At 58.0% G+C, this 22,860-nt stretch carries 18 protein-coding genes and 2 pseudogenes; 13 read left to right on the top strand and 7 right to left on the bottom strand.

Annotated elements, in window-relative coordinates; translation table 11 throughout:
• Nucleotides 1-145 precede the first annotated feature (145 nt).
• The 6 genes and pseudogenes from ACP7BS_RS09270 (at nucleotide 146) to ACP7BS_RS09245 (ending at nucleotide 5,769) form a co-directional block, all read left to right on the top strand.
• Entirely contained in the window at nucleotides 146-1,180 is a 1,035-nt protein-coding gene (locus tag ACP7BS_RS09270) for a sterol desaturase family protein (protein ID WP_426237754.1), read from the top strand.
• The gene (locus ACP7BS_RS09265; protein ID WP_426230421.1) at nucleotides 1,177-1,488 is read left to right on the top strand and encodes a MocE family 2Fe-2S type ferredoxin; all 312 of its coding nucleotides are present in this window, start codon (nucleotides 1,177-1,179) and stop codon (nucleotides 1,486-1,488) included. The genes ACP7BS_RS09270 and ACP7BS_RS09265 overlap by 4 nt, the downstream gene beginning before the upstream one ends.
• Before the next feature lie 75 nt (nucleotides 1,489-1,563).
• The gene (locus ACP7BS_RS09260; RefSeq protein WP_426238061.1) at nucleotides 1,564-2,508 is read left to right on the top strand and encodes a substrate-binding domain-containing protein; all 945 of its coding nucleotides are present in this window, start codon (nucleotides 1,564-1,566) and stop codon (nucleotides 2,506-2,508) included.
• A 54-nt stretch (nucleotides 2,509-2,562) separates the two neighbouring features.
• A complete protein-coding gene (locus tag ACP7BS_RS09255) occupies nucleotides 2,563-3,768 on the top strand; it encodes an NAD(P)/FAD-dependent oxidoreductase (RefSeq protein WP_426237752.1) in 1,206 nt (401 codons plus the stop codon).
• On the top strand, nucleotides 3,765-4,604 hold the full coding sequence (locus ACP7BS_RS09250) for a sugar phosphate isomerase/epimerase family protein (protein ID WP_426237750.1): 840 nt from the start codon (nucleotides 3,765-3,767) through the stop codon (nucleotides 4,602-4,604). The genes ACP7BS_RS09255 and ACP7BS_RS09250 overlap by 4 nt, the downstream gene beginning before the upstream one ends.
• 58 nt (nucleotides 4,605-4,662) lie before the next feature.
• Nucleotides 4,663-5,769: pseudogene (locus tag ACP7BS_RS09245) on the top strand (S-(hydroxymethyl)glutathione dehydrogenase/class III alcohol dehydrogenase).
• A 354-nt stretch (nucleotides 5,770-6,123) separates the two neighbouring features.
• On the opposite strand, the pseudogene ACP7BS_RS09240 reads toward ACP7BS_RS09245, so the two are convergent.
• The 7 genes and pseudogenes from ACP7BS_RS09240 to ACP7BS_RS09210 all read right to left on the bottom strand — a co-directional run bounded on the left by ACP7BS_RS09240 (nucleotide 6,124) and on the right by ACP7BS_RS09210 (nucleotide 12,543).
• Nucleotides 6,124-6,614, bottom strand: a pseudogene (locus ACP7BS_RS09240) (BA14K family protein).
• 307 nt (nucleotides 6,615-6,921) lie between these two features.
• The gene (locus ACP7BS_RS09235; RefSeq protein WP_426237748.1) at nucleotides 6,922-7,500 is read right to left on the bottom strand and encodes a flavin reductase family protein; all 579 of its coding nucleotides are present in this window, start codon (nucleotides 7,498-7,500) and stop codon (nucleotides 6,922-6,924) included.
• Between the two features lie 385 nt (nucleotides 7,501-7,885).
• A complete protein-coding gene (locus ACP7BS_RS09230; protein WP_426237747.1) occupies nucleotides 7,886-9,535 on the bottom strand; it encodes an ATP-binding protein in 1,650 nt (549 codons plus the stop codon).
• The gene (locus ACP7BS_RS09225) at nucleotides 9,532-10,329 is read right to left on the bottom strand and encodes an alpha/beta fold hydrolase (RefSeq protein WP_426237745.1); all 798 of its coding nucleotides are present in this window, start codon (nucleotides 10,327-10,329) and stop codon (nucleotides 9,532-9,534) included. The genes ACP7BS_RS09230 and ACP7BS_RS09225 overlap by 4 nt, the downstream gene beginning before the upstream one ends.
• Before the next feature lie 157 nt (nucleotides 10,330-10,486).
• A complete protein-coding gene (locus tag ACP7BS_RS09220; RefSeq protein WP_426237744.1) occupies nucleotides 10,487-10,738 on the bottom strand; it encodes a hypothetical protein in 252 nt (83 codons plus the stop codon).
• 504 nt (nucleotides 10,739-11,242) lie between these two features.
• A complete protein-coding gene (locus ACP7BS_RS09215; protein ID WP_426237742.1) occupies nucleotides 11,243-11,761 on the bottom strand; it encodes a hypothetical protein in 519 nt (172 codons plus the stop codon).
• A 95-nt stretch (nucleotides 11,762-11,856) separates the two neighbouring features.
• Nucleotides 11,857-12,543 (bottom strand): TetR/AcrR family transcriptional regulator, encoded by a 687-nt coding sequence (locus ACP7BS_RS09210; protein ID WP_426230411.1) that lies wholly within the window; start codon nucleotides 12,541-12,543, stop codon nucleotides 11,857-11,859.
• Between the two features lie 234 nt (nucleotides 12,544-12,777).
• Between ACP7BS_RS09210 and ACP7BS_RS09205 the strand changes: the two genes are divergently transcribed.
• The 7 genes from ACP7BS_RS09205 (at nucleotide 12,778) to ACP7BS_RS09175 (ending at nucleotide 22,859) form a co-directional block, all read left to right on the top strand.
• Entirely contained in the window at nucleotides 12,778-13,401 is a 624-nt protein-coding gene (locus ACP7BS_RS09205; RefSeq protein WP_426230410.1) for a malonic semialdehyde reductase, read from the top strand.
• 531 nt (nucleotides 13,402-13,932) lie between these two features.
• Nucleotides 13,933-14,997, top strand: a complete 1,065-nt coding sequence (locus ACP7BS_RS09200) for an efflux RND transporter periplasmic adaptor subunit (RefSeq protein ID WP_426237740.1) — start codon at nucleotides 13,933-13,935, stop codon at nucleotides 14,995-14,997.
• Between the two features lies 1 nt (nucleotide 14,998).
• Nucleotides 14,999-16,096 carry an efflux RND transporter periplasmic adaptor subunit gene (locus ACP7BS_RS09195; protein WP_426230408.1) on the top strand — a complete coding sequence of 366 codons (1,098 nt, stop codon included), beginning with the start codon at nucleotides 14,999-15,001 and terminating at the stop codon, nucleotides 16,094-16,096.
• Nucleotides 16,093-19,146 (top strand): efflux RND transporter permease subunit, encoded by a 3,054-nt coding sequence (locus tag ACP7BS_RS09190; protein WP_426237738.1) that lies wholly within the window; start codon nucleotides 16,093-16,095, stop codon nucleotides 19,144-19,146. The genes ACP7BS_RS09195 and ACP7BS_RS09190 overlap by 4 nt, the downstream gene beginning before the upstream one ends.
• Before the next feature lies 1 nt (nucleotide 19,147).
• On the top strand, nucleotides 19,148-20,431 hold the full coding sequence (locus ACP7BS_RS09185; protein ID WP_426238059.1) for an alpha/beta hydrolase: 1,284 nt from the start codon (nucleotides 19,148-19,150) through the stop codon (nucleotides 20,429-20,431).
• Nucleotides 20,432-20,470: 39 nt separating this feature from the next.
• Nucleotides 20,471-21,082, top strand: a complete 612-nt coding sequence (locus tag ACP7BS_RS09180) for a TetR/AcrR family transcriptional regulator (protein WP_426237737.1) — start codon at nucleotides 20,471-20,473, stop codon at nucleotides 21,080-21,082.
• A 793-nt stretch (nucleotides 21,083-21,875) separates the two neighbouring features.
• Nucleotides 21,876-22,859 (top strand): ABC transporter substrate-binding protein, encoded by a 984-nt coding sequence (locus ACP7BS_RS09175; RefSeq protein WP_426237735.1) that lies wholly within the window; start codon nucleotides 21,876-21,878, stop codon nucleotides 22,857-22,859.
• Nucleotide 22,860 lies beyond the last annotated feature (1 nt).

Below are 22,860 nucleotides of genomic sequence, written 5' to 3'. Positions count from 1 at the left end.
CGTTTGGCCCTCCTGCTGGTAATTACGGCGCAAGGGAGGAGGGCAGGAAGTTTATCTGAACAACTGCAAAAGGCGTCATTCGCTCTCCTCCAAATGAAACTTTGTGCGGGCACGGGAAACGTGATTTCGCCTCAGGGAGAAGCTAATGGATGATCTCAAGTATGGAAGGCGGAACAAGCGCGGCGACTGGGCACCGACGCAGCCGGTTCAATATGCACCCCTGTTTCAGTTCCCAACCCGGATCATGGCGATCCTGAAATGGTTGCCCCATTATTTCTTTCCGTGGAACGCGATTTTCGCGGCTTCCGCGGTCGCATATTGGGCCTGGCTTATCCCCTCAGTTGAAACCATGCGCACGCTCGGTTTCGGCTGGATCGGTTGGCTGTATGCCGTTAATGCCGTCTGCGTATTCCTGTTTTACGGAGCATTTGAGCTGCATCTGTACGTACTGAAGCGGCAGGAAAACCGCTTCAAATATAACGGAAAATTTCCGTCCGAGCATAAAAACCAGGCATTCTGGTTCGAAAATCAGAACAAAGACAATATTCTGCGCACGTTTTTGTCAGGCCTCACCATCTGGACAGCCATCGAAGCCGGAATGCTCTGGGCCTACGCCAATGGCTACGCGCCTTGGCTGACCGTGGCCGAAAACCCCTGGACGCTGGCTCTTGTCGCGCTCGTCGTTCCAATCATCCATGAGTTTCACTTTTTCTGCGTGCACCGGCTGATCCACACGCCACTGCTCTATAAGTGGGTCCATTCGGTCCATCACAACTCGGTCAATCCGTCGCCATGGTCGTCCCTGTCCATGCATCCGGTCGAGCACTTGCTCTACTTCGGGACGGCATTTTACCACCTGATACTGCCGTCTAACCCCATCCTGATGCTGTACCAGCTTCACTACGCAGGCTTCGGGGCGATCCCAGGCCATGTCGGGTTCGACAAGGTTGAAGTTGGCCGGGACAAGCTGGTCGATAGCCATGCCTATGCGCATTACCTCCACCACAAGTACTTCGAGGTGAACTACGGGGATGCGCTGATCCCGCTCGATAAGTGGTTCGGCACCTGGCATGACGGCTCGCCGGAAGGTGAGGCACAAATGCAGGATCGCTATCGCAAACGGAAAGAGAAGCTGGCAGCACGCAAAACGCGTGGGAGTGTCGGGGAGGCTGCGGAATGAGCTGGGTTTCCGCGTGCCAACTCGAAGACATCGAACAAGAGGGTGCCATTCGCTTCGATCACGGCGGACGCTCCTATGCGATCTACCGTGGCCCGGATGACAGCGTTTACTGCACCGCCGGTCTTTGCACTCATGAAGCTGTCCACCTTGCCGACGGCTTGGTGATGGATTTCGAAGTGGAATGTCCCAAGCATTCCGGCGCCTTCGACTATCGCACTGGCGAAGCCATTCGCCTGCCTGCCTGTGTGAACCTGAAAACGTTTCCCGCCGAGGTGGTCGATGGAGAAGTTCGCGTGGCTTTGAACTAAGGCCACCGAAACATCAGGGCCCCGTGGGCCTCCGGAACGTACATGGGTGATCCGGCGCCCATTTGGGAGGAAGACATGAAATTAGCTTTATCAGCGGCCGTAATGGCCGGACTTATGACGGGTACGGTTTCGGCCGAGACCCTCGGCATTTCTATGCAGAGTTTTGATAACAATTTTCAAACGTTGCTCCGGGAGGGCCTGCAGGCGCGAGCTTCCGAAGTGAAGGGCACAAATGTTCAGTTCGAAGACGCCCAGACCGACATTTCCAAGCAGCTCAACCAGATCAACAATTTCATTGCTGCCGGCGTGGACGGAATCATTCTCACCCTTGCAGACGCGTCTGCAGCGCCGGGGATTAGTGAAGCCGCTCAGAAAGCCAACATTCCCCTGGTCTACCTCAATCTCGAACCCGGCAATGTCGGCCAGCTTCCTGACAAGCAAGCCTATGTCGGCTCGAAGGAAACGGACGCTGGCACACAGGCAGCACAAGCCGCGTGCGACCTTCTGAAGAAGAATGGCAAGGAGAGCACAGCCCAGGTCTATATCCTGATGGGCGATCTCGCTCATCAAGCCTCGCGCGACCGCACGTCCTCTTTCAAGGACACACTGGCCGCCGGAGACTGCAAGGGTGTAACCATCGCCGATGAACAGTCGGCCGCCTGGACACGGACCAACGCAATGGACATGACCACGAACTGGATCACGGCCGGCCGGCCGATCGATGTGGTTTACGCCAATAACGATGAAATGGCCCTTGGCGCGATACAGGCGCTCAAATCTTCGGGTGTGTTGATGGACGATGTCATCGTCATCGGCATCGACGCAACGCAGGACGCTCTGGCAGCCATGACGGTGGGCGATCTGGATGCAACGGTGTTCCAGAATGCGAAAGCCCAGTCTGCGAGCGCAATTGATGCGGCGGTAGCCCTCATGAGCGGAAAGCCGTTGGAGAAGCAGGTGATGGTGCCATTTGAGCTCGTCACGCCCGCAAACATGAACGAGTACGCTCACCGCAACTAACCATTACTGACTGGCGCGTTTCGCGCGCCAGTCCCTTCGGGAGAGGAGCAAACTATGGGCGGTTTCATTATTGTCGGAGCGGGAGAAGCGGGAACCAGAGCGGCTTTCACGCTTCGGGAAGCGGGTTATTACGGGCCCATAAAGCTGATCGGGGCGGAAACTCACTTGCCTTATGAGCGCCCACCTCTTTCAAAGCCGGACAACGGCGCCTTAGCGATGAAGGTGATTTGTTCTGACGAGGCTCTCTTGAATGCGGGTATTACCTACCTTTCCGGCGCGGAAGTAGCGGAGCTCGATGTTTCGGGGCAGGCTATAATCCTGAGCGATGGCCGGTCGTTGGCTTATGACAAACTTCTCTTAGCCACCGGTGCACGTCCCCGGAAGCTGTCATGCCCTGGCGCCGGACGAGCGCTGGACTTCCGCACCTATGATGATGCGAAGGTCATTTTCGACAGCGCCTACGCCAGCCAGAGTGTCGCGATTATCGGAGGTGGTTTGATCGGGATGGAGCTCGCAGCGATGCTGCGTGGCAAAGACGTGATCGTCAGTGTCATCGAAACAGCACCGAAACCGCTCGGCCGAGCCGTACCACTGCGATTTGCCGCAAAAATGCACACGCGTCATGTTGACGAAGGCGTCGACTTTCATCTCGGCGTCGGCATTTCCGAAATTCTTGATAACACGGTCCTTCTAAGCAACGGTGCGGAAGTGCCAGCGGATGTTGTTGTTGCCGCAATCGGCGTCCAGCCGGAGATTTTTCTGGCTGAAAAAGCGGGCCTCGCGACCGGAAACGGGATCCTGACCAATCCATTCCTGCAGACGAGCTATCGCCATATCTTCGCTGCTGGAGACTGCGCCGCGGTCGAACAGCATGGCGGTGGGTATGTTCGGTTCGAGAGCTGGCGCAATGCTAGGAGCCAGGCCCAGACCGCTGCACGAAACATGGCTGGGGCCGGTGAAGCATTTTCGGCCATCCCCTGGTTCTGGACAGATCAATATGATCTGGGTCTTCAGGTCGCTGGGTTACCGCAGCCTCATCATCAAAGTGTGGTGCGCGCTCTGCCGATGGGAGAGCTTGAGTTTTATCTCGATGAGGGAACGTTGGTAGCGGCCGCCGGTCTCGGGATAGGAAACAGCGTTGCGAAGGACATCAAGCTCTCCGAGATGTTGATTGCTGCTGGCGTCAGCCCAGACCCGGCCGCTCTGGCCGATCCTGGGGTCAATCTGAAAACCATGCTCAAAACCGCGAAATCTGCATGATGCAGAAACTGAACGTTTTCCAGTCGCTCTGGGCCATGGAACGACGCCATACCGACGGCTTTGAACGCAGTCTTGACGAGAACATCGCCATGATCGCGAAAGCCGGATTTGACGGGGTCAGTGCCCATTACACTAACCGAAAAGACGTGGGGATATTGAACCAGACTATTGCCGGAACCGCCTTGAAGATCGAGGGCGTGTGCTTCCCGCGAAAGGTGGAAGACCTGATCCTTCCTCTGGAATTGGCAGCCGAGTATCCCGTCAGCCATATCAATCTGCAACCAGATGTCCGGTTGCGTCGCATCGAGGACTGCCTGCCGCTGCTCGACGGATGGATGCGACTCGCCGATGACGCCGGCATTCCGGTCTTCATTGAAACCCATCGCGATCGCATGACCACCGATCTCTTTTTCACGCTCGATCTGCTCGATCAACGGCCCGGTCTTCCGCTGCTAGCCGACCTTTCGCATTTCCTAGTCGGACGAGAATTTTCATTTCAAGTCGATGAAGAAAATCACGGGTTCATCCGCCGTATTCTGCAAAATGCGCGTTCCTTTCATGGTCGAGTTGCATCTCGTGAACAGGTGCAGATCGAATTGTCATTTCCACATCACCGCCCTTGGGTCGATCTGTTCCTCGGCTGGTGGGAAGAAGGCTTCCGGATCTGGCGCTCCCGCGCCAGGGGTAACGCAGAATTGGTTTTTACCTGTGAGCTCGGTCCCAAACCGTATGCAATTACGGGCAGGGACGGCAACGATTCAACGGATCGGTGGTCCGAGGCGCTTCAGCTTAAGGACATGATCCACAAGCTATGGGCAAGCACGGCACCACTTTAAAATACGAACAATGACCTGCGAAGCGTCCAATCTCTTCGCGAATGGAATGGGTAATATCATGAAATCACGCGCCGCTGTCGCCTTCGCTCCTGGAGAGCCTCTGCAAATTGTCGAACTGGATGTTGCCCCCCGGAAAAGGGCGAGGTCCTTATCAGGATTACCCACACGGGGGTTTGCCACACCGATGCTTCACGCTTTCCGGGGCGGATCCAGAAGGCATCTTTCCCATTGTACTCGGCCAAGAGGGTGCTGGCATCGTGGTCGAGGTCGGTCAGGGCGTGACGAGCGTCCAGGCCGGCGATCACGTGATACCCCTATACACGGCCGAGTGCCGCGAGTGCCTATTTTGCAAGTCGGGGAAAACCAACCTTTGTGTTGCAGTACGCGCAACTCAGGGGAAAGGCCTGATGCCAGACGGCACAACGCGATTTTCCTACAACGGCCAGCCGATCTACCACTACATGGGATGCTCGACCTTTAGCGAGTATACGGTGGTCGCCGAGGTTTCCCTCGCGAAAATCAACCCTGAGGCAAATCCCGAACATGTCTGCCTCCTAGGGTGTGGCGTCACTACCGGAATTGGTGCCGTCCATAACACTGCCAAGGTGCAGGAGGGGGACAGTGTCGCGGTGTTCGGTCTGGGAGGCATTGGCCTAGCTGTCATTCAAGGCGCGAGACAGGCCAAGGCAGGACGTATCATTGCGATCGATACCAATCCTTCGAAGTTCGAGCTGGCACAGACTTTTGGTGCAACCGAATGCATCAATCCAAGGATCACGCCAAGCCGATCCAGGAGCTTATCGTCGATATGACCGGATGGGGTGTCGATCACTCTTTTGCGTGCATCGGTAATGTTGGCGTCATGCGAGCTGCGCTGGAATGCACTCATCGGGGTTGGGGACAGTCGGTCGTCGTTGGTGTTGCTGGCACCGGTCAGGAGATCTCGACCCGAACATTCCAGCTTGTGACTGGTCGAACCTGGAAAGGGACGGCATTTGGCGGGGTGAAGGGCCGTACCCAATTGCCTGGAATGGTCAAGGATGCGATGAGAGGCGATATTGAACTGTCCGCGTTTGTCACCCATACGATGGATATCGAGGCCATCAACGACGGCTTCGACCTCATGCATGAGGGCAAATCCATCCGTTCTGTTATCCATTATTGATGCCGCAAGAGTTTACCGACCGTGCCAACCTCCACAGGTTGCGGTCAAGGGAGAGGTGGCCAGAAGGCCACCTCTCTTGAATGGTAATTGTCGAAACCGCGAGATCGTGTTCGCAGAAGATGACTGGTAGCTCAGAAGGATCTGGAGTGAGCACTTCACGCCGAACTGACATTCACAGGCAATCCTTGGGTGACTCCTACGACGCGGAAATCATTTCCGCTTCCGCCCTTATTCCCGTCATTCCGAAAGCTTTGGCGACCGCCCGAAAGCAGACGTAGCTCCGGAGAAAGCCGAAGACCCGATAGCCTGCGCGTGCAGGAAAAGCGCGAGGTGGCCCGCCAACTACTCCTGAAATCAATAGTAGGGGGAGACGCACGCCCGTCGCGGTCCGTGGAAGGGCTGGAACGTGTTGTCGAAATCCCTGTAGGACCGGTAGCGGGCATAGCACCAGCGCGCATGTGTGTTGCCGCCATACTGGACCTGGCGGTTATAGCGTGGCACGTAATAGCGCGGACGGTAATAGGTCGACCCGTAGTAGCCCTGATCGGAGTAGCTGGGGCCATAATACCTCGGCTGTGCCAGCAATCCGCCGATGATTGCGCCAGTCGCGAGCCGCCGAGTGCCCAAGCCCAATCGTCACCACCATGGTGGTGTCCATACCCGCGGTAGCCTCGATAGCCGCCCCGATATCCACGGTTGTAACCGCCGCGGTAACGCCTGTACTGGACCGGCTGCGCCTCTTGGAGTTCGATCTTCGGCACGGCAACGGTGGGAAACGCCATGGCCGGCGGGACGCTCGTCAGCGCCGTCAACATCGACAGGGCAAAGATTGCGAACCTTTTCATTGGCTTCACCTTTCCTCTAAGCGCCTCGCGTCGAATACGGCGCGCAAGGACGCTGTAGCCCTTTAAGTGCGCTGCCCAATTTACTCTAAAATAGATTTTGATTCGAGAACTTATGCACTAGCAGGAAAGCTTTCTTTCAAAATGGTCCATTCGCGGTGGCCATCGCCGCGCGCGAAGAACGCATTTTATTGATCGCGAACGCCCGTATTGTGGGTCCTCTTTCCATCCGGTGCGGTCCTCCCCGACTCATTTAGAGGAGTGTGCGCATGCGCCGGCTGCAGCTTTGTTGAGCCGCCCTCGGTACTACTCACAGATCTTTCGCGTTCCTTGCTTCCCCGATCGCATAGAACTGGCCCCCTGCGACGTGGTGGATGCTTCGAAACTTTGGATCGGACGTCTCGAAGTGCCATCGCCCGTTGCGGAACACGCGATCGTCGGCCCAAGCCGCCGTCACCTCTGCGACAAAAAGATCGTACTCCTCCTGCATGTGAGGCTCAGGGATCAAGCTGCATGCGAGCCACGCTGAGCACCCGGTCAAGAATGGCATTTCATATCCAGGCATTTCGAAGAAAGAGGCGCCGGAATGCACAAGTTTGTCCCGATCGTCATACAGGCTCATTGTACCCAGCTTGTTGGTCAACCCAACTTGCTCGATCGTAGGCACCTGCACGACGAAACGCCCGCTATTCTCCACAAGCGTCCGGGTTTGCGCGGTCTTGTCCAAGACAACCGTGAGCTTCGGAGGATCGAAATCCAACCCGCAGCACCAGGCAACGGACATCACATTCTCGACGTCGTCATGTCTCGCGGAGACCAACACCGCCGGCCCGTGATTTATCAATCGGCCCGCTCGATCGAGGTCTACGGGTTGGATATGACTTTGCATTTCGGGCTCATCGCGCTGTTGAACAAATCTCGGACTTTTTTGCAGCTTGACCCTGCAAGGTCAACTCGGTGCCGCTCTGCTAGCGACTGCGGTGGAATCTTTGTTACCCCACGCACAGCTAGGCCCGTCAATGCCGCTGACTGGCGCAGGTGAAAGCAGAACTCGAACCCTCGGGATACCCCTCAACACAGTCCCCGCGCTTCTGGCGCGGGATGGCGCTACGAGCGCGAATCGAGTGATGGGGCCGGATTACTAGTTACCAGGATCGGCGGTATGGAGGCAAACAGATCGATTAAGTAGCGGGGGTGTTGTCGGAGTTTAATTGCGGAGTACGAGAACCTTGTCAATCGAGTCGTGTGAGACAGCGATCGCTTTCTGTCTCACTTCACGCATGGAGCACGGCACGAACTTTCCGTGCAAGATCGCCAAGCGTCGCCGGCTTTTGAAGGAAAATGACTCCTGGATCCAGCACACCGTTATGGACGACCGCATTGCGGCTATATCCAGTTGTAAACACCACCGGCAGTCCCGGTCGCTTAATCCTTGCCTCGTCCGCAAGCTGGCGGCCATTCATCTGCGCCATGACAATGTCGGTGAACAGCACCGCCACATCTGGGCGCTGCTCGATAGTGGCGAGAGCCGCAATGGGTCCGTCGACGGCAATAACCGTATAAGCGAGCTCTTCTAGCATTCGAGTGTGGACCTCCCGGACGCTGGCATCATCTTCAACCAGAAGAACGACTTCGCTTGGAGACCCACGAGGTACGCTGTCGTTTCTCACATGTTGCGCAATGTTGTCCATGCCGTATTCACGTGGCAGGTAGATCTTCATCGTCGTGCCGATACCCACTTCGGAGTATATCTTCATATGCCCGCCGGACTGCTTCGCAAATCCGAATACCTGGCTGAGGCCGAGGCCCGTTCCCTTGCCCACCGGCTTCGTCGTGAAAAATGGGTCGATCGCCTTTTTGATAATGTCCTGCGGCATTCCGCAGCCCGTGTCAGTAACGGCAATCATGACGTACTGGCCAGGTTCGATTTCATGATCCGAAGCATAGGCATCATCGATATGGGCATTAGCCGTTTCGATCGTCAGTTTGCCACCATCTGGCATGGCGTCGCGCGCATTGACAGCGAGATTGAGCACAGCGTTTTCGAGCTGGTTCGCGTCGGCCTTCGTGGGCCACAGTCCTGAGGTCAGAACAGTCTCTTTCTGGATAACCTCGCCAAGAGTAGAGGCAAGGATCTCCGCCATGTTCGCCACCAGCTTGTTGGCATCTACGGTTTCTGGCGAAAGTGGCTGCTGCCGCGAGAAGGCCAGAAGCCGCTGTGTCAGCGTCGCGGCACGGTTTGCGCCATCCAGGGCGGCTGCTAACAATTTAGGAACTTCGTCAAGCGCGCCACGATCGATACGGCGTTGCGCCATGTTAAGGCCGCCGATTACTACGGCGAGCATATTGTTGAAATCGTGGGCAACACCACCGGTGAGGTGACCAAGCGCCTCAATCTTCTGAGCCTGATGCAATGCAGTTTCAGCGGCGACTTTTTCCTGCACTGCCTTCGCGATACGCTCCTCGAGGCTTGCGTTCAGGTCTTTCAGCGCCGTTGCCGCGCGCTCTGCCACCGCTCTAGCTTCGAGGAGTTCTTTTTCATAGCGGCGCCGGTCGGTCGCGTTAAAGATGGTAATCCGAATAAACCGGACAGCTCCCTCTTCTGCAATCCGTGCGACAGCGTTCACGAGCACAGGTAGGCGAGTCCCATCCGCCTTTACCATGTCGAGAGCGACTTCGTTGAATGCGCCCTGCATCGTCACCAATGGCGCGAAATGGGTCTCGAAGTAGATCTTCCCAGGCATGGTCAGGAAATCGATGAACCTGCGGCCAACGATCTTATCTCTGGATAGGCCGAGCCAAGAAGACAGCGTTCTGTTGGCAAGCATGATGCGCCCGTCAGGTGCTGCCGAGATGTAACCGCAAGGCGCGTTCTCGAAGAGATCGACGAGATCGTCGACCTCGCTGCCAATCTGCTGGTTCATTCGATGTTCACAAACGACCGAATGGCCTCAGTCGTCTCTTTGGGATGGCTAAGGTTAGGGCAATGACCCGTTGCTTTCATCAAGACCAGCTTACTGTCCGGCAGTTTGGCATGCAGGTAGTGACCGACGGATACGGGAGCGATCACATCCTCAGCACATTGCAGGATTAGGGAAGGAACCGTCACGTTGTCGAGATCGGCTCGATTGTCGGCCATGAAGGTCGCTCGTGCGAAATGCTTGGCGATTTCCGGGTCAGTCTTGCAAAAACTGTTGGTCAATTCCTCCGACAACTCTGGATGCTCCGGATTGCCCATAATCACAGGCGCCATCGCCTGCGACCAGCCCATATGATTGCTGTCCAGGAACTCCAACAATTCGTCCACTTGTCCCTGGGTAAAGCCGCCGTGATAGTCACCGTCGTTGATATAGCGCGGCGATGGGCCGACCAGCACGAGCCTGGAGAACATGTTCGGTGCCCTCGACGAGGCGAGCACGCCCATCATGGCACTCACGGAATGGCCGACGAAAATGCCGTCGTGGATTCCTAGCTCATGCCCGAGCTCAACGATGTCGGAGGCATATCCCTCAAGCGTCCCGTACTTATGAAAATCATAGGAAGAATGGTCGGAGCCGCCGGCCCCGACATGGTCGAAGGTGACGACACGGAAATCGTCCTCAAACTGTGGTGCTACATAGCGCCACATATTCTGATCGCAACCGAACCCATGAGCGAACACCATTGTACGGGTACCGTTGCCGGTAATCTTCGCGTTATTGCGGCGGGAAAACGACATAGATGAGACCCTTCGTTTGTTCGAAAGATAATAGGTTCTGCCGCTCGGGTGACGTAAGCCTCTGATATTCGCAGAGACGTGTATTAGTCAAGCCAGCCATGCGGCCCCCCCAAATCCAGCTCTGAACATGGCTGTCCCTTGTCCGGCCGATGTCGGCTTACGCAATTTCATAAAGGAAGTCGCAGACGAGATCCGCGATGAGACCGGCTTGGGCGTCGCTCATGTGGGCGGCCGTTTCCACTGCGGTTGCCTCCACGTCACCCCGATCGACGGCGATCAGGTCGAGTATTCTTGCAAACTTGATTGTCAGTTCAGGATCGCAAGCGAACTCGTCGATTGTCACGCTCAGCAGGCTTTCGGTCGCGTCGATCAGCCGGGTCTGAATACTTTCAGGAGATGAGGCTAGCACTCGGACCGCTTCAAACAGAAGGGGCCGTGCTTTGGGGTATCTAATGTCCATCTTGTGTATCTTTCTTCTGGGGCCAGACCTCAGTGTGATGCACGGCGCGGATATGCGTGTCGTTGCTGTCTATCAGTCCGTCGATGTCCAATAAGATTGGCCTTGACTCGCAGTCTGTTTACGCTTGAAGCGCTTGAACTGCAGCTACGAGACGCCGTGGGTCAGGCCGAAGAACCGAGCGAGCGCTCCGGACCTGGGGCTCCGCTTTTTTAAACTCCCGGCATTCTTACACCAGAATTTCAAGGCTGCAATGCGCCCGCATCGCGGCCGTAGAGCGCAACCTAGCCGCATCCCGAAAGCGGACATCCATAGTCTCGGGCTCGGGATATATCCGGGATCTGCACATCGACACCTTGAAGGTCAAGGCGCGAAATTTCCGCTGAAGAACGTTGCCCAAGGCATTTGGTGCCTGTTGGGCGAACTTCCGGTTCCTGGCAGCGCCGGCGATGTGTTTCAGTGAGCTGATGAAAGGGAAGGCATGGGATGATAAGCGTTTTCTCGCCCACGAGCTTCATTGAATCCCGCCGCGGAGGAGGCTGCCCGCCCGCTTGCCAATTCTTCGCGGCAAGCCTCGCCAAAATCGAGAAGAAAATTCATCGCGCCGGAATGCGCGAGATCCCGCATTTCAGAGAGGGAGCGATTGGGGGTCAGGTAGGTTTCTACAATTCGCTCCATCGCCAATTCCGCTGCCTCCACAACTGGTCGAGACGAGATCAGACGCATTTGTGCGACCAGTGCATAAAGCAGAACGAGATCGGAGACGTCGTCCTTCTGGTGGCCTAGTGCGTCACCATACAGCCTCGTGGCTTCAGCTATGAAATCCGAAAACAGCTTCTCGCGCTTGGCGACCTCGACCTCGCGAAGCTTTTCCCTCACCTGTGACCGATGCGTCATCCAGGCAGTGGCGAACGAGGCTAGCCCGCCGATCGCGACGCCTGCGAGACCCGTCAGGGCAGAGATGTATGCTTCCATGAGAATTCTCCTCTCGGAACGATCCCGGCGGCACAGAAAATCGACGAGGCCGCTCGCCGCAGGCTCCGCGGCCGACGGGATCAACATCGGTTCTGCTACCCTTCTAGCGGAGGCCCCACCCAGATACCTTCCGGCACTGCCGGGATGCTGTTCACCAGTCCTTCGAGCATTCCTTGCAAGACGCTCTCGGTGAGTTCCTCCATCTTGTCGCCGGGACCGACGAGGCGGTCAACAAGCAACAAAGTTAGACCGTGCATCTGGGACCAGAAAACAAGGATCGCCCCATCGATTTTGTTAGTATTGGCCTGGGTGTCAGCAATTTGATGCCCGAGAGCGCCGTCGGAGATCGCGCTAACGATGAGAGCTTTCATATTGTAGGCCGCGGTTCTTTCGATCACCGGACGGCTCTCGCCCTGTCCGGCAAGGTAGCCACCGAACATCAATCTGTAGAGCGCCGGATTGTTGACGCCCCCGAAGACATATGCTCGCGCCATTGCTGAAAGTCTCTGACGAGGACTATCGAGTTCCCTGGTCGCTTCAGCCATGCGCTTCGCCAGCAATTCAAATCCAATTGCCGAGACGGCGGCCAGCAGTTCGCGCTTGTCGGCGAAGTGCTTGTACGGGGCGTTGTGACTGACGCCCGCCCGACGCGCGAGCTCCCGAAGCGAAAACTCCGTGCTCTGGGACTCGCTGAGAACGTCCAGCGCGGTCTCGACGATCACCCTGTGAAGGTCGCCGTGGTGATAGGGCCGCTGTTCCTTAGTGGAAATGTCTTGGGTCATATCCGTCCATTTATGTTTCTAAGTTGCTCATGTCAACTTTTTTCGCAAACGAAGTTGACATTGCCAACACTAAGCATTAAGTGGGCGATGTCAACATTATTTACCGACCAATACTGCAAATCATCCGCCACGCTGGCCCCATCCGTCATGACGCGCAACGAGAGTGACGTCGTCTACGACCACCTCGGAAACTGAGCACTCCTCACGGATCCTCAAACCGCAAAGGAAAACAAAATGAATGTCAATGTCGAAAGCCACGGTCTACGGCGTGGCGAACCGCTTGGAGCCGCCGCCATGGCCCAGCTCTTTACAGAAGCGCGGACCTACAACGCTTTTCACGAACTTCCCGTTCCTGACGCGCTCCTGCGCAAAGCGCTCGACCTCGCGAAGATGGGGCCGACCTCGGTGAACCAGCAGCCGCTACGCGCGCTTTTTCTGCGCTCGACGGCAGCCAAGGAGCGACTGCGTCCGGCGCTCATGCCCGGCAATGTCGAAAAGACCATGGCTGCACCGGTCGTCGCGATCATGGGCTATGATCTGGAGTTTTATGAACACCTGCCGTTTCTTCTTCCGCACGCCGATGCGAAGAGCTGGTTCGCTGGCAATCCGGACCTGGCTGCGCGAAGCGCCGGGCAAAACGGCACCCTTCAGGTCGCCTATTTCATTCTCGCGCTACGCGCCCTGGGCCTGGATGCGGGGCCGATCGGCGGCTTTGACCCCGCCAAGGTCGAGCAGGAATTCTTTCCCCGCGGCAAGATCAAGGCCAACGTCGTTATCAACATTGGGTACGGCAACGACGCCAAGCTGCACCCTCGCAGCCCGCGGTTATCGTTCGACGAGATGGCGACGATCCTATGAGCTTGCAACCCAAAGAGCGTCCGGAGGTAGGACGCCGATCCCATATGTGCAACTCACTCGCCTTATAACCACCTACCTCCGCAGCGGACGGCTGATCGTCGATCCGTCCGAGCTGGGAGTTGGTCGGGGCGGGCAAGCTTCGGCAAATGCCGCCCAGTCTGCTGCGGGACATATTCGTAGGATCGGCCGAGGAGCGGACAGCCCGCGCGGATTGGCCGACACCTCCGCTCGACAACACGGATCAGCGTTCAAATTGGATCACGGAGCACGACGGCATGCCGGTCGTCAAGGTCGCTGTTCTGGAGATCTCGAGCGATCTTCAATTGTAGCGCTGATTTGTCGGAAGAGGCTCGGCACCCGTTTTTTCGAATGAGTGTTGCTCCTGTCAACTTTTCGGCTCAACAATGTTGACATTGTCCACTCGGGAGCGTAAGTGGTCGCTGTCAACATTAGATGCCTCGCTAAACGCGTCAAATTTGAGCTGCCGGACAACCCGGCTCTCTCTGTGACCCAAACCATACCGGAGCAAAAATGCAGTCCTTTCGATTGCTGGGAATTGGTCTCGTCTGCGCAGTTCTGGCTGCCTGCGAGGAGAAAGCCGAAGTGGCGCCGCCGCTGCAGCAGGTCCGCGCCGTTGCGGCGGCGGCGGCCCGGTATCAGCCGGGAGCGGAAATCACCGGCGAGGTCAAGGCACGGGTCCAGACCGAACTTTCCTTTCGGGCCAGCGGCCGAGTTCTTGAGAGAAAGGTGGAGGTGGGATCGCATGTCAGAGCCGGCGACATCCTTGCGCGGCTCAACGACACGGAACAACAGGCGGATGTCAGCGTGGCCCGCGCCGCACTGGATTCGGCTCAGGCGGTCCTCGCGCAGAGGACACTGGCTTTCAACCGGGCGAGGACGCTCCTGCAGTCGGGGGCTGTTCCGCGGTCGATCCTTGACGATGCGCAACAGGAGTTGCTGAGCGCGCAGGCTGCCCTCGAGGCCTCCGAGGCCGCCCTCGCGATGGCTGAGGACGCGCTGTCCTACACCGCATTGAAGGCGACCGCGGACGGTATCATCACGGCCCGCGGTATTGAAGCGGGGCAGGTGGTCTCAGCGGCCCAGTCCGCCTACACGCTCGCCCACGATGGTCCGAGAGATGCGGTGTTTGATGTCTTCGAGGCGTTCTTTCTGGATGGCCAGCCGCTGAGCGATGTGGATGTCGCTTCGGTCTCCGACCCCTCGCTCGACATCCACGCCAGCATACGCGAGGTCTCTCCCGTCATAGACACGAAGGAGGGCACGATCCGGATCAAGGTGGGGCTCCAGGAGGGCACGCCATGGTCCCTTGGGACGCCTGTGGTCGGCGAGCTACGGGCCTCGCCGCGTGACGGGATCGTGCTGCCCTACACCGCGATCGCATCAGCCGACGGCGAACCAGCCGTCTGGCTCGTCAACACCAAAGACCAATCCGTTTCGCTCCGGAAGATTTCTGTTGGCCGATACCGCCAGGGCGACTTCGTCGTCACCGCCGGCATCGCGGCACAAGACCTGATCGTCACCGAAGGCGGAAAGTTCCTCAAGGAAGGCCAGGCAGTCGCCTGGAAAGGCAAGTGAGATGATCCTCAATCGCATATGCACCTCTCTCCCTCTTCTTCTGTCAGTGTCGCTACTTGCGGGCTGCGACCAGAACTCTGTCGCGGGAGAGCAGGCGGTGCCCCGTCCCGTGAAAGTCGTCATCGCTGCGGCCGAACAGGACAAAGTAGCAAGCTCGCCCGGCGTGGTGCGCGCCCGCATCGAGACCGACCTGGCGTTCCGAACGCTCGGACGGATGATGTCTCGCAAGGTCGATGTCGGCGATCTCGTCCACAAGGGTGATGTTCTCGCGGAGATCGACCCTCTCGCTCTGCAACTCGCGGTCAGGAGCGCGGAAGCCGAACTGCGCAACGCCCAGGCGCAGTTGGCGAACGCTGCGACGAACGAAACGCGCAAGCGAAGGCTCATCCAGAGCAAAGCGGTGAGCATTGCCGACCACGATCTTGCCGAACAGCAGCTCAAATCCGCTACCGCCAATGCTGCAAAAGCGACGGCCAGCCTCGCCAAGGCGCACGAGCAGCTAGGCTACTCGGAGCTGAGGGCTGAGTTCGATGGTGTCGTGACCGCCACCTCCGCGGAAATGGGCCAGACCATCTCGGCCGGCCAGCCGATCCTGAAACTGGCGCGCCTCGAGCAGCGCGACGTGGTGGTCGACGTGCCGGAAGCGCAGTTCAGTAACATCCGCCTGGACGACCGCTTCAGCGTCGCCCTCCAGCTCGATGCAAAGATTCAGATCATTGGCGCCGTCCGCGAAATCTCGCCTCAAGCCGATACCAATACCCGCACCTATCGGCTGAAGATCGCCATCGATCGTGCTCCGGATATCTTTCGTCTCGGCGCTGTGGTCACCGCGAAGCCGCTTGTCGAAGAAAAGAAGCAGACGATCGCGCTACCCCTCTCGGCCATCCGCCATGAAGGCGGTGCCAGCCAGGTCTGGGTGCTGGATCGCTCCACAGCCCAAGTGGCCCTGAGGGCGGTTGAGCTCGATGGCCCGGCATCCGATGCCCCTTCCGTCAGGATTCTATCCGGGTTGCGGGAAGGGGAAGAGATTGTCGTCGCCGGTGTTGATGAACTTGTCGATGGACAGAAAGTGAAACTAGGTCAGGAGCTACGCCCGTGAATAAATTCAACCTTTCGGACTGGGCGCTCGAGCATCGGTCTCTCGTCTGGTATTTCATGATCATGTTCGCGGTAGCGGGCGCCTTTGCCTATCTCGGACTCGGCCGCGAGGAGGATCCGTCTTTCACGATCAAGACGATGGTGATCCAGGCCCAATGGCCCGGCGCTTCAGCCGAGGAAGTGACACAGCAGGTTACCGATCGTATCGAAAAGAAGCTCCAGGAGCTCGACAGACTGGAGCATAGCCGAAGCATTACGACTGCGGGCCAGACGATCGTCTTCGTCGATCTGCTGCCGGATACGAACGCGCAGGACGTAAAGCCGACCTGGTCGCGGGTCCGCAACCTGGTCGACGACATCAAGCACGAATTCCCGCAAGGCGTGGTCGGCCCCTTCTTCGATGACCAGTTCGGCGACGTCTACGGCAATATCTTTGCCTTCACGGGCGACAACGGACTTAGCCAAAGGGAACTACGCGACTTTGCCGAGAACACACGGACGCAGATTCTCAGCATCCCCGATGTCGGCAAGGTCGATATCGTCGGTGCGCAGAACGAAGTGATCTACCTTGAATTCTCGACCCGCAAGATTGCCGCCCTGGGCATCGACCGCGCCGCCATCATCGCCACGTTGCAGGCGCAGAACGCCGTCACCCAGTCCGGCTTCGTCGAAACAGGACCGGAGCGCGTCGCGTTGCGGGTCGGCGGGCGGTTCATCTCCGAGGACACGTTGCGTGGTATCAATCTGCGGGTAAATGACCGCTTCTTCCCGCTGACGGATGTCGCCACCATCACACGTGGATACGTCGATCCGCCGATGTCACTCTTCCGCTTCAACGGAAAGCCGGCCATTGGGCTCGCGATTGGTATGAAGACGGGCGGCAATGTGCTTGCCTTCGGCGAATCGCTTGAAAAGACGATGACCAAAATCACCCAGGAGCTTCCGGTCGGTGTCTCCGTCGAACAGGTCTCCGACCAGCCAAAAGTGGTTGAGGAGGCAGTCGGCGGCTTCACAAAAGCTCTGTTCGAGGCGGTCGCCATCGTGCTTGCGATCAGCTTCATCAGTCTGGGGATGAGGGCAGGCCTGGTGGTGGCAATCGCGATCCCGCTCGTTCTCGCCATCACCTTCATGGTCATGTTCTACACCGGCATCTCGCTGCAGCGCATCTCGCTCGGAGCTCTGATCATCGCGCTCGGCCTCCTCGTCGACGATGCCATGATCGCCGTCGAGATGATGGTGGCGCGACTGGAAATGGGTGACAGTCTCACGAAAGCCGCCACCTACGTCTACACATCTACGGCCTTCCCGATGCTGACTGGCACGCTTGTCACCGTCGCGGGTTTCATCCCCGTCGCTTTCAACAAGAGCAACGCGGGCGAGTTCACCTTCACCCTTTTTGTCGTCATCGCGGTTTCACTCATCGTTTCGTGGGTGGTCGCAGTTGTGTTCACGCCCCTGATCGGCGTGACCATTCTACCGAAGACGATGAAGAAGCATGCCGAGCACAAGGGTCGGTTTGCCAAGGCGTTTTCGAGCCTGCTGCAGTTCTGCCTGCGCTGGCGCTGGATGACGATCATCGCAACAGTCGTTCTCTTTGCTGGGTCGATCGGCGGCCTATCGATGGTGCAACAGCAGTTCTTCCCGAGCTCCGACCGCCCGGAACTGATCGTCGACTGGAACCTGCCGCAGAACAGTTCGATCACTGAGACCAGCCGCCAGATGGCCCAGTTCGAGCATGAGATGCTGGCTGACAACCCTGGTGTCGAGCACTGGTCGACATATGTTGGCAGGGGTGCGCCGCGCTTCGTACTTTCCTTCGACGTGCAGCCGGCTGATGTGTCTTTCGGCCAGACGGTCATTGTCACCAAGGGCCTCGATGTCAGGGACAAGGTGAAGCGCGAGATGGAGACCTACCTTCAGAAGACTTTCCCGGGAACTGACGCTTACGTGAAGCTTCTGGACATCGGGCCTCCGGTTGGCAAGCCGATCCAGTACCGTGTGTCCGGCGAAAATCTGCAGACGCTGCGCAACCTGTCACAGAAGCTGGGTTCGATCGTCGGCACATATCCGTCCCTCAGGAACATTGCCTTCGATTGGAACGAACCGGCCCGTGTCGTGAAGATCGACGTGCTGCAGGACAAGGCCAGACAGCTCGGTGTCTCCTCCCAGGACATCGCGACGGCGCTCAACACCGTCGTTCAAGGGAATGCCGTGACGCAGGTCCGGGATGACATCTACCTGGTCGATGTCATCGGCCGTGCCGCGGAAAAGGAGCGCGGCTCGATCGACACCCTGCTTGACCTGCAACTGCAGAGCAGCAGTGGTCAATCTGTCCCGCTGTCATCGGTGGCAACCTTCCGCTACGAACTCGAACAGCCGACGATCTGGCGGCGCGATAGAGTTCCGACCATCACGATCAAGGCCGGGATCGGCGATGCGACACAGCCGGCGACCGTTGTGAAGGCGCTCTCCGACAAGGTTTCGGCCTTCGAAAAGGCGCTGCCGGCGGGGTATTCCTTGAAGGTCGGGGGCGCGGTCGAGGAAAGTGCCAAATCGCAGGGGCCGATCGCCAAGGTCGCTCCGGCCATGTTCGTCATCATGGCGACGCTGCTGATGATCCAGCTTCAGAGCTTCCACAGGCTGTTCCTGGTCTTCTCGGTAGCGCCGCTGGCCCTGATCGGCGTCGTCGTGGCGCTGCTTGCGAGCAACTCTCCGCTGGGATTCGTCGCACTTCTGGGGGTCCTTGCGCTGGTCGGAATCCTCATACGCAATTCTGTGATCCTGATCGTCCAGATCGAGGAGTTGCGTGCCGAGGGGATGTCCGCGTGGAAGGCGGTGGTGGAGGCGACCGAACACCGCATGCGGCCGATCATGCTGACCGCGGCGGCCGCGACCCTGGCCCTGATCCCCATCTCGCATGAGATTTTCTGGGGTCCCATGGCCTACGCGATGATGGGCGGTATCGTCGTCGGCACGGCGCTGACGCTTCTCTTCCTGCCGGCGCTCTACGTCGCCTGGTTCCGGATTCCTCGTGAAGTCGAGCAAAACTGAGATGACAACTTTGCACTCCTTCCTTGGGCGAATTGCCCAGGGTCTCAACGGGCATGGATTCACCAAGGCGATTGCCGGCCGCATGGGCCGAGCCGTTCCGGTCCTTCTAGCCCTATCTCTCGTAACATCGGGTTGCGCCAGCCGGGTGCAGGATGTCCTCCAACCTCTCGCCGTGGCCCCGAAGGATACGAGCCGGGTCACCATGCTCGTTGCCACGACACGAAAACCTTCGGAGGATCCCGGCAAGCTCTATTCGGGCGACCGCGGAACGGCGATCTCGCTTAACAGTGTCGACGTATCCATTCCGCCCGATCGGAACCGCAAGATCGGAGAGGTCCAGTGGCCGTCTCGCATGCCGCCCAACCCACAAAAGGAGTTTGCGGTCACCGAGGTCGCCAAGGTGCAGTCCGAGAGCCACGTCCTGGACTGGTACCGCAGGAACCGAAATTCAAAGCATCAGGTCATTATTTTCGTACATGGATTCAACAACACCTACGCCGACGCGGTCTTCCGCTTCGCGCAGATCGTCCACGACTCGGGAACCGACGCCGCGCCCATCCTCTTCACCTGGCCCTCAAGGGGACGTGCCTTTGACTACCTCTACGACAAGGAGAGCGCCAATTATTCCCGTCGCGCTCTGGAGGATCTAATACTGCAGGCTGTGAACAGTCCCGACGTATCCGACGTGACCATCCTCGCCCATTCCATGGGCGGCTGGCTTGCGGCCGAAGCGCTGCGCGGCGTCGCTATGCGCGAGAAGTCGGTCCCGGCGAAGGTCAAGAACGTCGTTCTCGCATCGCCAGACATCGACATCGATGTGTTCCGTCGTCAGTTCACCGAGATGGGGCCTAAGCGGCCGCACTTTGTGATTCTGACATCGACACGCGACAAGGCACTGGAGGTCTCGGGCTGGCTATCGGGCGGCGTCAATCGCCTGGGCAGAACCGATCTCAGACCCTATGCGCCTCTTCTCGACGAACTTGGCGTTTCCGTCATCGACACCAGCGGTGTCGCGACGAACGATGCGCTTGGGCATAACGCCTTCGCCGACAGCCCCGAGATCGTGCGCCTGCTCGGGCGGCGGCTGGCCGGGCAGAGCCTTGAGGGCGGAAAGACAAGCGTTGCCGATCAGATCGGCGTGACTGCGGCCAATTTCGCCGGCACGGCGGCGCGTTTCGCCGTCGCGGCGCCAGCCGCTGTCATCAGCCCGGAGGCGCGAGAGATCCTGAAGGAGGAGCTCTCCTCCGACGGTGCAGGCATCAAGGACGGGCAGATAGCGTACTGAAACCTTAACCGCCAAGCAAGGATTCGTGAGGATCGAAAGATGGAAATCGCCACGACTGAAAGACTCCCGCCGGGGCCTGAATACGTGTCGCGGATTGTAGAAGCCGGCACGGCCGCGTGCCGGCTTTACGGGCCGTCGAAGACAAACGTTGCGGACATCGCGCGGCTTCTCGGGAAGTCCCCGGCCAGCGTATACAAAATCTTTCCCTCCAAGGCTGCGATATGGGATGCCATCGCCGGAAATTTCCTGGAGACCTCTCTGCGCGTGCCTGCACTTGCTATTGGTGAACGAGGCGACGCGGCGAGATGCCTTGAGAAAGCCGCTCTCGGTCAACTTCGATTGATGTCGGAGGCACGCAATGGCGACGCCCAAATGTTCAGCCTTGTTGTTCTCGCTGCAGAAGGAAGTTGGCCGTCGTTCATCCAGTATCTCAAGGGACTCGAGGCCGATGTGGGAAAGTTGATCCGCGCCGGGGTCACAAGCGGAGAATTCGCGCCGTGTAATGTCGATCTAGCCGCATCTTGCTTTTGCGCCTCGGTCATCTCCTTGTGGGACCCACGGTTAATCGGAGCTCCTTCGACAGCGGATAAGATATCTGCTCATGCTCTGGTTTCGTTTGCAGTGGCAGGACTTCGCAATCACCCCGGATAAGGCACGAAGCGTTAGTGCGACAACTGTTTCATGCTTGTTCTAATAATGGTCAGGCCTTGAAGCTAAACCCGCCTTCCGGCTCTTCAATCGCGAGTGAAAGCGCCATGTGTGATTGCTGCGATCGATGGAACTGCTAGCGATCAAAGCGCCCTACCGTCACGATCCGCCCAGAGGGCAACCGTTCAGAAGGACAGCTCGTCACATGACATTGGCTCATCGGCCCGAAACCTGGGGGCCAGCAAACGGCCCCAAGTCGGAATAAATTCCGCATTGCGCCCGCGTTTCGGTCGTTCGCACCACCCGATGAAATTCCTGGAAGCGGTCCGTCCGCTTCTCTGACTTAGCCACGTTCGGAACCATCCGTATGTCGCTGCTAGGAACGGTCTGCCAGCCAATGCCGAAGGCAAGCATCGGATATCCGCCAATAGCCGAGAGCGGAAATTGTTTTCCGCTTTGGGCCTGTGTCCCCCGTCGTTCGCGCAACCTCGAACGATTCGCGGGGGAGGAAAACGGCAACCGCGGGTTAAGGCGACGAGTAGATGGCAGACCCTTTAATGCAAACGGAAAACTCAGGGGCTTGAGGCGCTTCGGCACATGCGGCAATCTCAAAGCGACGATCGAATTTGGAACTTGTTATCCGAGCCGCCCATCGCTGAGGAAATAATCTACTGGCAATTTCGCGGTTTCGAGCACGTCAATCTAAATGTATTCTATAGTGATTATAGACATTGAAATGCAATTTCTCGGCTTATATGGTTTTGACAGAAATACGAAAATCAAATGGGCCGACGACATGAAACGTAGAATTTTCTTCCACTTGGTGGCGTCGATCGGTTTCTTCGCGACGGCAGCAAATATGGCCATCGCCGCCGAAACGGTTGACCCGACGACAAAGCTGATCGTCGCCGACCAGAGCGAATTTCTTCGCAATCTTCTGGAGGCAAGCGGCGAGCGCGATAAGCTGAAGTTCCAAGTCGAATTTCCAAACTTCGCTGGCGGACCAGCGATCTATGAAGCGATCAGGGCAGGGGCTCTCGATATTGCTTATGTCGGCGACACGCCACCGATCCAGGCGCGCGCGGCTGGTACACTGCTTCCGATCGTTGGCACCTTCACGCGCGACGTCGCACAGTATCGTCTCACCACGCGACCCGGACTGGTCATCAACAAGCTCTCCGAACTCAAGGGCAAGAAGGTGAGCTACATAGAGGGGTCGGGGCGGCAGGTATTCCTGATCGAGGCTTTGAACCGGGCCGGACTGACGTTGAAGGACGTGGAGCTCGTCAAGCTGCGCGTCGCCGATCTGCCCGATGCGATCCGGGCCAGTGCCGTGGATGTCGCCGTTCTCCAGGAACCGCACGTCACCCGACTGGTCAAGCAGGTCGGAGCGTCCCACGTCCTTGATCCGGAGGAGCGGAAGCTTTTGCCAAGTACCTCATACTTCTACGCGCGGCCTGAGGTGCTCGCTGATCCCCAGAAGGCAGAAGCGATCAAAGCCTTCCTCGGAGCATTTGTTCGCGCCGGGAAATGGAGCAACGATAACGAGGCCGCCTGGTCGAAGTTCTATTACACCGACTTCCAGCGCGTGTCGCCGGAGGACACTGCAGCCATTCTCGAGGGACAGTCGCCTCTCGTGTTCCAGACCTCGATCGAGGCGATCCCGCATCATCAGAAGCTCATCGATATTCTCTACCAGGCCGGCTCGATCAAGGAGCAGTTCGACGCGAAACAATCATTCGTAAGTGATTTCGATCAGGTCGTTCTGGACGCCCGGTAAT

It is taken from the genome of Pararhizobium sp. DWP1-1-3, assembly GCF_049896125.1.
Classification (GTDB): domain Bacteria; phylum Pseudomonadota; class Alphaproteobacteria; order Rhizobiales; family Rhizobiaceae; genus Pararhizobium.
Note: the sequence above shows the minus strand (reverse complement) of the source record. Positions and strands in the feature narration are given on the sequence as shown.

Excerpts from the sequence above, each read along its gene's own strand:
- ACP7BS_RS09185 (WP_426238059.1), top strand. The coding sequence starts at position 19,148 with ATGACAACTTTGCACTCCTTCCTTGGGCGAATTGCCCAGGGTCTCAAC.
- ACP7BS_RS09195 (WP_426230408.1), top strand. The coding sequence starts at position 14,999 with ATGATCCTCAATCGCATATGCACCTCTCTCCCTCTTCTTCTGTCAGTG.
- ACP7BS_RS09270 (WP_426237754.1), top strand. The coding sequence starts at position 146 with ATGGATGATCTCAAGTATGGAAGGCGGAACAAGCGCGGCGACTGGGCA.
- ACP7BS_RS09250 (WP_426237750.1), top strand. The coding sequence starts at position 3,765 with ATGATGCAGAAACTGAACGTTTTCCAGTCGCTCTGGGCCATGGAACGA.
- ACP7BS_RS09265 (WP_426230421.1), top strand. The coding sequence starts at position 1,177 with ATGAGCTGGGTTTCCGCGTGCCAACTCGAAGACATCGAACAAGAGGGT.
- ACP7BS_RS09175 (WP_426237735.1), top strand. The coding sequence starts at position 21,876 with ATGAAACGTAGAATTTTCTTCCACTTGGTGGCGTCGATCGGTTTCTTC.
- ACP7BS_RS09205 (WP_426230410.1), top strand. The coding sequence starts at position 12,778 with ATGAATGTCAATGTCGAAAGCCACGGTCTACGGCGTGGCGAACCGCTT.
- ACP7BS_RS09235 (WP_426237748.1), bottom strand. The coding sequence starts at position 7,500 with ATGCAAAGTCATATCCAACCCGTAGACCTCGATCGAGCGGGCCGATTG.
- ACP7BS_RS09230 (WP_426237747.1), bottom strand. The coding sequence starts at position 9,535 with ATGAACCAGCAGATTGGCAGCGAGGTCGACGATCTCGTCGATCTCTTC.
- ACP7BS_RS09260 (WP_426238061.1), top strand. The coding sequence starts at position 1,564 with ATGAAATTAGCTTTATCAGCGGCCGTAATGGCCGGACTTATGACGGGT.
- ACP7BS_RS09200 (WP_426237740.1), top strand. The coding sequence starts at position 13,933 with ATGCAGTCCTTTCGATTGCTGGGAATTGGTCTCGTCTGCGCAGTTCTG.
- ACP7BS_RS09210 (WP_426230411.1), bottom strand. The coding sequence starts at position 12,543 with ATGACCCAAGACATTTCCACTAAGGAACAGCGGCCCTATCACCACGGC.
- ACP7BS_RS09180 (WP_426237737.1), top strand. The coding sequence starts at position 20,471 with ATGGAAATCGCCACGACTGAAAGACTCCCGCCGGGGCCTGAATACGTG.
- ACP7BS_RS09215 (WP_426237742.1), bottom strand. The coding sequence starts at position 11,761 with ATGGAAGCATACATCTCTGCCCTGACGGGTCTCGCAGGCGTCGCGATC.
- ACP7BS_RS09255 (WP_426237752.1), top strand. The coding sequence starts at position 2,563 with ATGGGCGGTTTCATTATTGTCGGAGCGGGAGAAGCGGGAACCAGAGCG.
- ACP7BS_RS09225 (WP_426237745.1), bottom strand. The coding sequence starts at position 10,329 with ATGTCGTTTTCCCGCCGCAATAACGCGAAGATTACCGGCAACGGTACC.